Source organism: Paenibacillus sp. FW126-R14 (genome assembly GCF_058789495.1).
This window is the reverse complement of the sequence record NZ_JBYTBS010000050.1, coordinates 40,201-52,468: the sequence shown is the minus strand read 5'-3', so window position 1 is coordinate 52,468 and position 12,268 is coordinate 40,201. Positions and strand designations below refer to the sequence as shown.

At 50.7% G+C, this 12,268-nt stretch carries 12 protein-coding genes; 4 read left to right on the top strand and 8 right to left on the bottom strand.

What is annotated here, in order from left to right; all coding sequences use genetic code 11:
• Nucleotides 1-270, top strand: a 270-nt coding sequence (locus AC3WRW_RS25290; protein ID WP_492549007.1) for a hypothetical protein, incomplete at its 5' end; no start/stop codon positions are given.
• 153 nt (nt 271-423) lie between these two features.
• Here the strand turns inward: AC3WRW_RS25290 and AC3WRW_RS25285 are convergent.
• From AC3WRW_RS25285 to AC3WRW_RS25265, 5 genes are all read right to left on the bottom strand, one after another.
• Complete coding sequence (locus tag AC3WRW_RS25285) at nt 424-1,185, bottom strand: LamB/YcsF family protein (RefSeq protein WP_492549011.1); 762 nt, start codon at nt 1,183-1,185, stop codon at nt 424-426.
• A gap of 207 nt (nt 1,186-1,392) precedes the next feature.
• Nucleotides 1,393-2,433, bottom strand: a complete 1,041-nt coding sequence (locus AC3WRW_RS25280) for a 5-oxoprolinase subunit C family protein (RefSeq protein ID WP_492549006.1) — start codon at nt 2,431-2,433, stop codon at nt 1,393-1,395.
• Nucleotides 2,369-3,202, bottom strand: a complete 834-nt coding sequence (pxpB, locus tag AC3WRW_RS25275; protein ID WP_492549005.1) for a 5-oxoprolinase subunit PxpB — start codon at nt 3,200-3,202, stop codon at nt 2,369-2,371. Before pxpB ends, AC3WRW_RS25280 begins: the two co-directional genes overlap by 65 nt.
• On the bottom strand, nt 3,154-3,957 hold the full coding sequence (locus tag AC3WRW_RS25270; protein WP_492549004.1) for an alpha/beta hydrolase: 804 nt from the start codon (nt 3,955-3,957) through the stop codon (nt 3,154-3,156). The genes pxpB and AC3WRW_RS25270 overlap by 49 nt, the downstream gene beginning before the upstream one ends.
• Nucleotides 3,958-4,498: 541 nt before the next feature.
• Nucleotides 4,499-6,097: a bifunctional metallophosphatase/5'-nucleotidase gene (locus AC3WRW_RS25265; protein ID WP_492549003.1), complete on the bottom strand. Its 1,599-nt coding sequence runs from the start codon at nt 6,095-6,097 to the stop codon at nt 4,499-4,501.
• A 152-nt stretch (nt 6,098-6,249) separates the two neighbouring features.
• Between AC3WRW_RS25265 and AC3WRW_RS25260 the strand changes: the two genes are divergently transcribed.
• Nucleotides 6,250-7,215, top strand: a complete 966-nt coding sequence (locus AC3WRW_RS25260; protein WP_171682720.1) for a phosphate/phosphite/phosphonate ABC transporter substrate-binding protein — start codon at nt 6,250-6,252, stop codon at nt 7,213-7,215.
• A 191-nt stretch (nt 7,216-7,406) separates the two neighbouring features.
• Nucleotides 7,407-7,658: a hypothetical protein gene (locus AC3WRW_RS25255; RefSeq protein WP_492549002.1), complete on the top strand. Its 252-nt coding sequence runs from the start codon at nt 7,407-7,409 to the stop codon at nt 7,656-7,658.
• Nucleotides 7,659-7,706: 48 nt separating this feature from the next.
• Here the strand turns inward: AC3WRW_RS25255 and phnE are convergent, their stop codons facing one another.
• The 3 genes from phnE to AC3WRW_RS25240 all read right to left on the bottom strand — a co-directional run bounded on the left by phnE (nt 7,707) and on the right by AC3WRW_RS25240 (nt 11,250).
• Nucleotides 7,707-9,281, bottom strand: coding sequence for a phosphonate ABC transporter, permease protein PhnE (gene phnE / locus AC3WRW_RS25250; protein WP_492549001.1), 1,575 nt, complete (start codon nt 9,279-9,281; stop codon nt 7,707-7,709).
• Entirely contained in the window at nt 9,278-10,051 is a 774-nt protein-coding gene (phnC, locus tag AC3WRW_RS25245; RefSeq protein ID WP_492549000.1) for a phosphonate ABC transporter ATP-binding protein, read from the bottom strand. The genes phnE and phnC overlap by 4 nt, the downstream gene beginning before the upstream one ends.
• Nucleotides 10,052-10,224: 173 nt before the next feature.
• On the bottom strand, nt 10,225-11,250 hold the full coding sequence (locus AC3WRW_RS25240) for a HoxN/HupN/NixA family nickel/cobalt transporter (RefSeq protein ID WP_492548999.1): 1,026 nt from the start codon (nt 11,248-11,250) through the stop codon (nt 10,225-10,227).
• 168 nt (nt 11,251-11,418) lie between these two features.
• On the opposite strand from AC3WRW_RS25240, the gene AC3WRW_RS25235 reads away from it, so the two are divergent.
• Nucleotides 11,419-12,264 carry a sensor histidine kinase gene (locus AC3WRW_RS25235; protein ID WP_492548998.1) on the top strand — a complete coding sequence of 282 codons (846 nt, stop codon included), beginning with the start codon at nt 11,419-11,421 and terminating at the stop codon, nt 12,262-12,264.
• Nucleotides 12,265-12,268 lie beyond the last annotated feature (4 nt).

Sequence of the window (12,268 nt, the reverse complement as noted above, 5' to 3'; positions counted from 1 at the left end):
AGGCTGGGATGGTGTGTTTCTGTGGCGGACGGATTGCGGGAGGAGAAATGGTTTGCAGGAGGCTCGGATGGTGTGTTTCTGTGGCGGACGGATTGCGGGAGGAGAAATGGTTTGCAGGAGGCTCGGATGGTGGATTTCTATGACGGATGGGTGGTGGTGCAACAGGATTGGTGTAAAGTGGCGGGGCAGTTGACTGCGTTTACGGCAGTTGGGGTCGCTAACGGACCCGTTAGTCGCTATTTTGATTTTCAGCATCATGGCAGGAGTTAACGGACTGTATGGACTTTATCAGTTCATTTTAGGAAGGATATAGGGAATTTCGGACAAGTAGCTGCACTTGAGTCCGTTAAACCCTACTCCCATCCTAATAGTGGCAGATAGCAGCATCTCAGTCCGTTAGGCTCCGGCCTCTGGGCGCTGGGCTCAATCCCCCAGCGCCATAACCGCAATGCCGCTGCGCTTCAGCTGCGCGCGGATATCGCGCGCAAACGCCACGGCGTGCACACCGTCGCCGTGGATACAGATCGTGTCCGCGCGCATGCTCAGATCCTCTCCCTCCCGGGAGAGGACCTTCCCCTCGCGGACAAGCCGCACTACCTGCGCCGCCGCATCCGCGGCGCTCTCGAGCAGCGCCCCGGGCTGGTCCCGGGGCGTTAAAGCGCCGTCCCGCCGGTAGGTGCGGTCCGCGAAGGCTTCGCTCGCGGTCCGCAGCCCCGCGGCGGCGCCCGCCCGCAGCAGCTCGCTGCCGGGCGGGCCGAACAGCGTCAGCTCCGCGCTGACGCTGAGCGTCGCAGCCGCAATGGCCGCGGCGAGATCATGGCGCTTCGCCGCCATGTGATAGAGCGCGCCATGCGGCTTGACATGCTGCAGGCGTCCGCCTTCGGCGTGGACGAACGCCTGCAGCGCTCCGAGCTGATACAACGTCAGCTCGTAAGCCTCGGCCGGCGTGATCGCCATCTCGCGCCTGCCGAAGCCCTGCAGATCGGGAAGGCCCGGATGGGCCCCGATCGCAACGCCCTTGCGCAAGCACAGCTGCACGGTGCTGCGCATGGTGGCAGGATCGCCTGCGTGGAATCCGCAGGCGATGTTGGCGGAGCTGACGAAGTCCAGCAGCTCCGCGTCGCTTCCCAGGCGGTAGGCGCCGAAGCCTTCGCCCATATCGCAATTCAAATCTATTCGCAGCAAGCTCACGCTCGCATCCCCTTCCATGACTACGCGGTATATGATTTATGTCCTTATGTTTTGCAGTTGGTTTTATGTCTAGCAATGGTTTTATGTTTTGCAGTTGGTCTTATGTTTGACAGTTGGTTTTATGTTTAGCAGTTGCTTTTATGTCTAGCAATTGTTTTAATGTTTCGCAGTTGGTTTTATGTCCAGCAATTAGCTTGACGATCAACTATGATCCTTAAACCACGCCAGTACGCCCGCTTCCAACAGCTGCATATCCATCGCTTGCAGCAGAAGCTGCTCCTGCGCCTCGCGAAGGCTGGCTTCACGGAAACGAAGCCTGCCCCCTGGTTTTACTTGCGCGACAAGCGGCAGATGCGCCGAGATCACGTGTGCAATGCGCGGATAGCCTCCTGTTGTTTGGCAGTCGGAGAGCAAAAGAATGGGCTGACCGCCCGGAGGCATCTGAATCGTCCCTTGCACGACTCCTTCCGAGATCATCTCATAGGCAATGCCGTCTTTCGACGTCAGGGGCTCTCCCTCTAAACGATATCCCATCCGGTCCGATTGTGGAGTGACCATAAAGCTTTGGCTCAAAAACTTGCGCTTTGCGGATTCCGTAAAAAGCGCGGCCTCCTTGCCCCATACGACGCTTACAACCGGATTGTCTTCGTAATGTGGACGAATAAAAGCACTCACAGCGCCTGAAACAGACAGGCTGCCAATGTTCAGTGCGATCTTACTCGCCCTGCCTACATTCAGCTCATCACCGGCCGCAAGCGCTCTGCCTTCGTGACCGCCTATCCCCGCTCTTAAATAAGTGCTTTTGCTGCCCATGCTGACATTTACCGCAAAACCCCCGTGTACCGCTAAATAGGCTCGGCAGCCCTTTGCCGCGTATCCGATGTTCAGCTGTTCGCCTTTGCGAATGAGAAAAGGCCGCCATAGGGGCACCCTCCTGTCCTCCACATAGGCTTCCATCTCAGCTCCGCAGAGGGCCAAAAGCATATCCGTCTGCGCAACCATGCTGGGGCCTTGCAGCGTTATTTCTAAAACAGCGGCGTCCGCTGTATTTCCTGCAAGAATATTGGCGGTTCGATGGGCGAACAAGTCCATGGGACCTGATGCAATCACGCCATATTTGCGGTATCCGTAGCGCCCTTCATCCTGCATGGTCGATAATAATCCCGGTTTGATGACCTTAAAGCCCATGTCCTTGGTTCCTTTCGGCGATAAAATGGAACTGCTCCGGCGTGATCGAAACAAACTTCACCCGATCTCCCGCTCGCAGCAAAGACGGGGACTCGGAATCCGGCTGAAACAAAGCGATCGGCGTGCGTCCGATCAAATGCCATCCGCCCGGCGTTTCAAGCGGGTAAATGCCGGTTTGCGCGCCGCCGATCCCTACGGATCCGGCAGGAATGCGGGGCCTGGGCACCGGTTTTCTCGGTGTAACAAGCCCTTCGTCCATTCCCCCCAAGTACGGAAAACCCGGCGCAAAGCCAATCATATAGACCGGGTAAATTTTCGCTGTATGCAGCGCTACAACCTCTTCTGAGGTCACACCGTGATGAGCCGCTACATCCGCCAAATCCGGGCCAAAATCTCCGCCGTAACAAACGGGAATTTCTATCGGGGCCTCAGGCTGGCCGGGTTGGAGGGGACTTTCGGGTTCGAAGCTTTCTAAAAGCCGTTGAATATGTTGCAGAACTTTATCATAAGGCAGCAAATAATTCGCTCCGGCGAGATACTCCTGTTTGCGGAAAACTTCCGCTTCCGTAAATTGCCGGTATACCGCTACGGCGTCATAATAAATCGTTATAGTTGTATAGGCAGCCACTACTTCCGTGAAACCTTCGAAAGGATGTTTCTCCAGATAGGCTGTTACTTGCTTTACCAGCTCCAGTGTGGACGGCTCTATGCTCCCGCCAAGCGTAAGCACGATCGCCGAATCTCCGAGGTGATGGCAGTCATACTGCAGCTTCGTCATGCGAATTGCTGCTTTTTCAGCCAATTTGCGCAAAGCTCCGGCCACAAATAAGCTTCTCCATGGTCAACGGCCATGCCGATTCCATGTTTTCCACTCTCAAAAATGTGCAAATCATACGGCACTTTATGACGGCTTAGCGCTGCGGCGAACAGCAGGCTGTTCTCTACGGGAACGGCAGCATCGTCTGCTGTATGCCATAGGAAAGTCGGCGGCGTGTCGTCTGTGACTTGTTTCTCGGTAGACAGCAGGATAACCAGCCCCTCATCCGGTGTCTCGCCTAATAAATTGCGTTTGGAGCCCACATGTCCATACTCGTAGAAGGAGATGACCGGATAGCAAAGGATTAATGCATCCGGACGGCTGCTTTGTCTCTCGATCGGATCGGCCGCTTCTTGATTCCCAGCGTCGTAAAGAGTCCCGGCCGAGGAAGCCAGATGTCCACCGGCAGAAAAACCAAGGATGCCTACTCGCTTCGGATCAATGCCCCATTCCGCTGCGTGATGTCTCACGGTTCGAATCGCCCTTTGGGCATCATGAAGCGGAACCGGATGCTCGTATGGAGCTACCCGGTAGTTTAAAACGTAGGCGGATATCCCCAATCCATTGAGCCATTTGGCAACAGGCTCCCCTTCGTGGGCCGCACGCATGGCGTAACCGCCTCCCGGACATACGATAACGGCAGCGCGCAAACCTTCGCCTGCTGCAGGATACAAAGTCAAGCTCGGACATCCTTGGTTTACCTCGCCAATGCTCTCCCGGGATGCTCCGGGCCATAACTCAATCGTTGTTGCAGTGCTCAATTCAAGAAACCCCCTTCTTCAATTTCCTACTACGCTTATCATATCGAATCCACACCCGGCCGCATAGAGATAATTTTACAGTTTCCAAATCCAAACTTTACTGAAGAAGGAGAAGGTAAGTAACCGGAAAGACTCCCTCTAAATTACTCGAAAGAGGACCTCGCAGGAAGCATAGAGGGAAAAAATCCCGTTAATTTGACCCGGCATAGTCTGTTCTCACGAAATCGGCGCAATTAGTGGAAGGTTATCCGGCTAAATGGATCTGACAAGCTTCTTCAGTCAAAATAGTGGGAGTTTCTCCCTTTACTTAGATTACTTAGTGCCAGTTGCGGAGGAAGTTTGAAGTTTTTTGCTAATAAAGAAAGCCTCCATAGACGCAAAAAAACAAAGGAGTTAAGCAGATCCAATCATGCAATCCGCTTAATTCCTTTGCCTGATAATTGGCTATATCCACAGCCTATAGACATCCTCATTCATTCATACTTTCATTCATTCATACTTTCATACTTTCATTCATTCTCTCATTCATCATCTCAGCTTACTATCTGTCCCAAATAACTTCCCAATTCCCATTCACGGCAGCTTCAATCGTGCCCCGCTCCATAATGTACCCGGCAAGCAGCTCCGCTACGTCTGTCGGAATATCCTTGATCACCGGCTTGTCCTGGAACATGGCGTAATTGCCGCCGCCCGCCGCCCGGTAATTGTTCATGACTACGTCGTAGGACGCGTTAAGGTCCAGCGGCTTCCCTTCGTAGTCGAGTTGAACGACGCGCTCGCCGATCGGGCGGGAGATGTTCAGTTTATAGGTTATGCCTTCCCACATATCATAGTTGTAATGCTGCGGCTTCGGCTCACTAAACTTGCTGCTGACCTGAACTTCGCCGTCAGGCGTAAGCTCGAAATATTCCGCGGACTGCTCCAACGCATCCTTGATGTCTTGTCCGGAGATGCGAATCACTTTGAGTGTATTCGGATAAATATAGTTGGATACGATATCCCGCATCGTAATATCCGAAGGAAAGCCCGGCGAGACGTTATCGAACAGCGCCGTATTCGAGATGGACGCTCCGGACAGATCCATTTGCACGCGGTTGATGAACTCAATGAGCGCACTGTCTTTTAGACGAGTTTGCATAGGGTCTTTCACCAGCATATCGCCGGTGAGCTTGCCGATAGGCTGATCCAGCCACTCTTGTGTTTTAGCTTCGTATGCACTTACTAGCTCTACGAGCTTCTTGTCCGCTTCAACTCCGGAAACTGAGAGCAGTTCCGATGTCTTAGCGTCTATACGCCATTTGCCATCCGACATGGACAGCTCCAGCTTCACTTTCCCAAGGGCAACTCCTGCCGTTCCAGGCTGAACAACGGTAACCCCGTTGATGGCTTGGCCTGCAATGCTCCGATGCTGATGCCCTGTAAGCAGCACATCCAGCCCTTCGATTTCCATACAAAGCTGATAGCCTTGATTTTCCCCCGTCAATGGTTCTGTCGGTTCGCCTGTCTCCAGATGTCTTTCGAAACCGCCATGATAAGAGAGCACAACGACATCCAGCTGCTCCTCTTCCTTGAGCACTTTCACCCATTTCCGGGCTGCTTCCACGGCATCCATGAACGTCAAGCCTGCAATGTGAGCGGGACTCTCCCAATTTGGAATATAAGGCGTCGTCAAACCCAGAATGCCGATGCGTGCGCCCTCAGGGAGCTCTTTAACGATGTAAGGCTTCCCTAAGAACGGTTCTCCGGTCTCCTCATTGAGAATGCTGGCGCACAACCAAGGAAACTCGGATTCTTTGACCGCTTTACCAAGTACGTCAAGCCCATAATTGAATTCATGATTCCCGATAACCGCCGCATCGTAGCCGATATAGTTGAGTCCAAGCACCATAGGATCCACCGGCTCGTTGTCCAATCTAGCATGATGGTAGGCAAGCGGAGTACCCTGAATGAGATCGCCGTTGTCGATCACAATGACATTAGCTTCCTTCTTCCGCTCTTCGGCAACCAAAGCCGCTATTTTAGCTAAACCCACATCGTTTGGCTTATTATTCGCATAATGCAAAGGCAGCATATTGCCATGCAAATCGCTTGTTTCCAGTATGACTACTGTACTTTTCTGAACCTTATCAGGTTGAGCCAAGTTCCCCACTCCGCAACATTTTATTTTGTAAAGCCATACATACCAATTGTCAGTTTAACAAATACTTCACACTATCTTCCATATCTTTTATGATAATGTTATATTACATCTTAGATAAATAGCAAATTAAATTAAACGGAGGTCAAAAAGAAATGAAAAAATTAACAGTTATCTCGTTGTCCATGGTTGTGGCGGCAAGCATGCTTGCAGGCTGCGCCAAAAAAGAAACTCCGGCTCCATCTGCTTCCGCTGGTGCAGCGGCGACTGCTACTCCAGCAGCAGCGGCAGGTTTTATTCCGAAAGAGCTTAAAGTCCAGTTCGTTCCTTCCCAAAATGCTGAGACGCTTGAAGCGAAAGCAAAACCACTTGAAAAACTTCTCGGGGACAAGCTGGGTATCCCGGTTAAAGTTTCCGTTTCAACTGACTATAACGTTGTTATCGAAGCCATGGCTTCCAAACAAGTTGACGTAGGCTTCCTGCCTCCGAGCAACTACGTTGTTGCCCATGACAACCGCAAAGCCGCTGACCTGGTTGCTCAAGCAACACGTCTTGGTGTTGACGATGCAACTGGCCAACCAACGAAAGATCTCGTAAATTTCTATAAATCCGAAATCCTTGTTAAAGCAGATTCCCCAATCAAATCCGTTGCTGATTTGAAAGGCAAAAAAATGGGCTGGCAAGGTGTTACATCCGCAGCTGGTTATGTGTACCCAGGTCTCTTATTGAAAAAAGCTGGCGTTGATCCGGTGAAAGACGTAACAGGCGTACAATTCCAAGGGCATGACAAAGCGGTTATCGCGCTTCTGAACGGTCAAGTTGACGCTGTTGGCGTGTTCCAAGATATTCGTACGAACATGACCAAAGATTACCCGGACATCTTTAAACAAACCAAAGTTCTAGCTTTCTCCGATAAAATCCCTAACGATACAATCGCTGTCCGCTCCGATATGGATGCAGCTTGGAAAAAGAAAATCCAAGACGCTTTCATTGCGATTGGCAATGACCCAGAAGGTCAAAAAGTCATTTTTGAAGTTTACACACATAAAGGTTATGTTGTTGCCAATGATGCTGATTTCAATATCGTTCGCGACGCTAACAAAGAAATGGGCTTAAAATAAGCCACCACTCCTTTTATCTAACAAAAACCTCTACATGGACTCTTCCGGGATCATGTGGAGGTTTTTTCAATTCTACGCCGTTTTACTCTTGCATACTATGAGTGTGGCACGTCCGTGCAAATTTTTTTTTTACTTTTGCATGACAAATGTTTACCTGGACTTGTCCTATATCATAGTGGGGTGAAAATTGGATGTTCGAAAAGCTAATCAGCTGTAAAAATGAAGTCTCCATCCGGTGCGGCAAAGATGAGATTAAAGGAGTTATTACGAATTACTATTCAGCTTTTCGACTTGTGAAAATACGCAACATTTTGATTCCAATTGAACTGATCGAACAGATTGAAGTATTGGAGCCGCCTAGCAGTTCATCGGGATTAGCACCCATTAGCCGCGGATCGCTTCGTTTGGTGGTGCATGAGAGGCTTTCCGGCCAGGTGAAATAGATAAGCCTACATAACAAAACAGACGCCGCAGATGCGGCGTCTGTTGCTTTATACGATACGTTTGCGAAGCGACCCTGAGATGTAATCAATGATAGAGACGGTAATGATAATCCCGATAAGGATTATGCCCACACGCGGCCACTGCCTTGCATTGAGCGCGAAAATCAGCGGCGTACCAATCCCTCCGGCACCAATGATACCGAGCAGGGTAGCGGAACGAACATTAATTTCAAATCGATATAAGGTGTACGAAATGAAATCAGGAATAACTTGCGGCACCACGGCATAGGCCATCCGCTGCCAAATGTTCGCACCGACGGCATTCATCGCTTCCGTAGGTCCCATATCCATATTTTCGATAGCTTCCGCATACAGCTTTCCGAGCATCCCTACGGAGTGCAAGCCGAGTGCCATTACCCCGGCATAAGCATTAGGTCCTACGGCTTTGATAAAGATTAAAGCCATAATAATTTCGGGTATCGTTCGAACAACGCTCAAAAAGAATTTCCCCGTACCCGAAACGGCACGGTACCGGCTCATATTCGCTGCAGCCCAGAAGGCAAACGGCAAACATACGACGGCCGAAACGAAGTTGCCTAAATAGGAAATCGACAACGTTTCAAGCAGGGAGCGAAGCAAATCTTCGCCTTCCGGAATGTAAACATACGCCCAATCCGGGTGGAACAAGCCCGAAATCATGGCTTTTGTCAAAATCCAAGTCGTTGGCTGGAAGCCCGTCAGCTCCAAACCTGTCAACGACCAGATGAACAAAGCGATTACCGCAACCCAGCCTACGATTTTGTAAGTACGTGAGCGCGCCTCCGACATCGGCTTTGAGCTGCCTTTGAGCAGGTAGGAACGGAACCGTGTACTTACCAGATCGATGATGACAACAACCAGCAAGGTGTAGATAACAATCGCGCAGGACTGATCGTAGCGGAACAGATCCAGCGTGTTTTTGAGTAGCAAGCCGATACCGCCGGCTCCAACCAAACCGAGGATGGCGGACGCGCGGATGCTCACTTCAAACGTGTACAGGAAATGAGCCAAATAGGTAGGCGCGACCTGCGGGAGAACACCGAAACGAATCAGTTTCAGCTTGTTGGCGCCAACGGCTGTCATCGCTTCCAGCGGACCCGGGTCGATCGCTTCCGTCGATTCATAGGATAGCTTGGACAAAATACCGAACGTGAAAAAAATCAGAGCAAGCGTACCCGCTGTCGGCCCAAAGCCCACCAGCACTGCAAAAAGCGCAGCGTACAGCAAATCCGGAATCGTGCGGAGCAGATTCATGATTAGCCTCGCCGGATAGAATAGCCATGGCGACGTCGTTACGTTACGGGCTGCCAGCAGCGCAAAAGGATAAGCGAACAGCGCTCCAACGGTTGTACCAATAATGGACATTTGGAGAGTTTGCGCCATCGGCTTCCAAATGTCAGCGAAGAACGCCCAATCCGGCGGAAACATTTCCCCGATGAATTTGAAAATTTCCGGCGTGCCTGTAGCCAGCCTTGTGAGCGTCGCGTCTGTCTGATAAATACTTCCGACCAGGAACAGCACCATGATCAGAGCAGTGAGATAAAGCTTCGTACGAGGAGGTCTTTTGACGGTCGTCACACTCATCCCTCCTGCACCCCCAACAGCTCATCTTTCTTAATGGCACGGCCATAAATTTGGGAAAACACTTCATCCGTTGCCTCAGCAACCGGCCCGTCATAGACGACTTTACCGGCGCGAAGTCCAATGATACGGGTTGCATACTCGCGCGCCAAATCAATAAAGTGAAGGTTAACAACCGTTGTGATGCCTAATTCTGTATTAATGCGTTTCAAATCATCCATAACCTGTCTCGTTGTTAACGGATCCAGGGAGGCTACCGGTTCATCCGCCAAAATAATTTTGGCTTCTTGGGCCAGCGCTCTCGCGATGGAAACACGTTGCTGTTGACCACCGGACAATTCGTCAGCGCGTGAATAAGCTTTCTCCCGAATATTCACTCTTTCCAGTGCTTTCAGGGAAAGCTCGATATCATGTTTTGGAAACAAGCCGAGGACGGTACGCAGGGTGGAATGATAGCCTACACGGCCTGATAGCACGTTGCGCAGCACGGTAGAACGCTTAACCAAATTAAACGTTTGAAAAATCATGCCGATATCTCTGCGCATGCGACGCAATTCGGCACCGTTCGCCTTCGTGATGGATTTGCCATCTATCAAAATTTCTCCGTCAGTCGTCTCATGCAAGCGGTTGATGGAACGCAGCAAAGTCGACTTACCAGCGCCTGAGAGACCAACGATTACAATGAACTCCCCCGGTTTAATTGTCAAATTAATGTCGTTAAGACCCACAGTTCCATTGGGATATACCTTGGAAATATGTTTAAACTCAATCATATAAGTCCTACTTTCTATAAATGGTATCAAAGATCAGACCAACTAAATTCAACGAAATTCGGCAAAATCCTTCTTTCTAGCTTAACCTTAATAAAAAATTCATATTCCATTGTTCGCCAAAACAAAAGGTGGCCCAGAAACTAGTTCTAAGGCCACACGTCCATCCTTATGACTTAAACTTTTGCAGACCAGCGCTCCTCAATTTTCATCCCTTTCCAGACCGCAACGGAGACGATCCACGCGACGACGAACAGGGCAACGAGGATGAAGCCTAAGGTGCCGAAATCGATGTCCTGCAACCAAGTCCAGAAGGGTCCTTCCATGCCGAACTCTTCCGAGAGCACTTGACCAAGCTCAATGACGCCGATAATTAAAGCGGCAATAACCGCTAGGGCAGTAACAGTCAAATTGTAATACAGCTTCCGGACCGGCGTATGGAAAGCCCACTTGTACGCTTTGGTCATGAACATCCCGTCTGCTGTGTCGAACAGGCTCATCCCCGCTGCAAATAGCAGCGGCAGTGAAATGACGCCGATGAACGGAATCGCGTCCTTTGCCGCATGGGCGGAAATCGCTAACAGCGCAATTTCGCTAGCGGTATCAAAGCCCAAGCCGAAGAGAAAACCTAACGGATACACATGCCAGCTTTTGCTGATAAAAGAGAAAAGCGGCTTGATCATGCGGGTGATAAATCCGCGGGATTCCAAAAGCTCCTCAAACTCATTGTCATCGTGCTTGCCGCCGCGGAATTTCACGAACATTTTATACAAGCTTATGAGAATGAGCAGGTTAATGATTCCGATGATCACAAGAAAAAGCCCGGATACCGAAGCGCCGATCACGCCTCCGAAACGCTGCATCCAAGGAAGTTCCCGCTCCGCCCATTGCACGGAAAAAGCAGTGACAACCGCCATCAGGAAAACGACGGAGGAGTGTCCCAGCGAGAAATAAAAGCCGACGCCCAAAGGATTGCGCTTCTGCTGAACAAGCTTGCGGACCGTATTGTCAATGGCCGCAATATGGTCAACGTCGAAGGCATGCCGCATGCCTAGCGTATAAGCAAGCAGCCCGATGCCCCAAAAGGCAGGAGACGATTTGGCTACCGTATAAAGTCCAATTAATCCCAATACGTGGAGAAGCAGGATAAAGCCGACGTATCCTCCCCAGCTTTTTCGCTGCTGCAACAATGATTTCCACATGCGGTAAACACACACCTCTCTACGTGCTACGATTCATTAATAATGTAGCACACGTGTGCATAGCTTGAGAAGCCTTTTGCTTTATTTTTTGTGAAGGTATCCAACATTTATTTGTTATAATAGTATCCGTTCCAAACTTTAAGTCTTCGTAAGGAGTGTACTTATCTCATGTCTCTGCGTATTTATAAGCTTTTTACTATTTTCGTACCTGTGATTATCATTGGCGGCTTTGAATATATCCGCCATGAATTTCTGCTAAATTATTTAACGATGGAAGCAGGCAACTTCGCCATTACCGTCATTACGCTGCTGCTTTCCTATTTATTTGCTTCGTGGATGTTCCAGAACATTGAACGCAGCAATGAGCAGCTCACAATCGGAGAAGCCCGCAGAGCTGTCTATGAAGAGCGGGAACGCCTTGCCAGAGAGCTGCATGACGACTTGGCTCAGACGCTTTTTTTTCTCAACGTCAAGCTGAAGCAGGGCGATTTGGAGGAAGCCAAAGCCGCCGTTTCTGAAATCGACAACTCGCTCCGGCAGGCCATATTCAATCTCCGTACGCCCCCGGAGGAAGGAACCGGCCTCGATCAGCGCATCCATAAATTTCTGCGGGAATGGCGGTTGGTGACCGGTATTGAGCTGCAGGAGAAGCTGACGATTGATGAGACCAGCTTCTCTCCTTCCGAGGAAGTTCAGCTTTTCGGCATCATTCAAGAGGCTTTTACGAACATCCGCAAGCATTCCATGGCGACGGAGGCGGAGATCGTCCTGGAAGCCCAGCCTCATGTCTGGACGCTGAAAATTACCGACAACGGCCGGGGACTCCAGCACGCCGAAGCCAAAGGCAAGAAGTACGGCATCGAGCTGATGCATAAACGGGCCGCTGAGTTAGGCGCAGTTCTCGAGCTTCATGCAAAGGGCTCCGGCACGGATGGAGCAGAAAACGAAGCCGATGCAGCCGGAACCGGCACTGAGCTTACGGTGCGAGCCGCAGATAGGAGGAACCGGGCATGACAAA

What these genes read in the sequence shown, in the direction of transcription:
- AC3WRW_RS25260 (WP_171682720.1), top strand. Translation starts at nt 6,250, where the DNA reads ATGAAAAAATTAACAGTTATCTCGTTGTCCATGGTTGTGGCGGCAAGC.
- AC3WRW_RS25255 (WP_492549002.1), top strand. Translation starts at nt 7,407, where the DNA reads ATGTTCGAAAAGCTAATCAGCTGTAAAAATGAAGTCTCCATCCGGTGC.
- phnE (WP_492549001.1), bottom strand. Translation starts at nt 9,281, where the DNA reads ATGAGTGTGACGACCGTCAAAAGACCTCCTCGTACGAAGCTTTATCTC.
- phnC (WP_492549000.1), bottom strand. Translation starts at nt 10,051, where the DNA reads ATGATTGAGTTTAAACATATTTCCAAGGTATATCCCAATGGAACTGTG.
- AC3WRW_RS25240 (WP_492548999.1), bottom strand. Translation starts at nt 11,250, where the DNA reads ATGTGGAAATCATTGTTGCAGCAGCGAAAAAGCTGGGGAGGATACGTC.
- AC3WRW_RS25235 (WP_492548998.1), top strand. Translation starts at nt 11,419, where the DNA reads ATGTCTCTGCGTATTTATAAGCTTTTTACTATTTTCGTACCTGTGATT.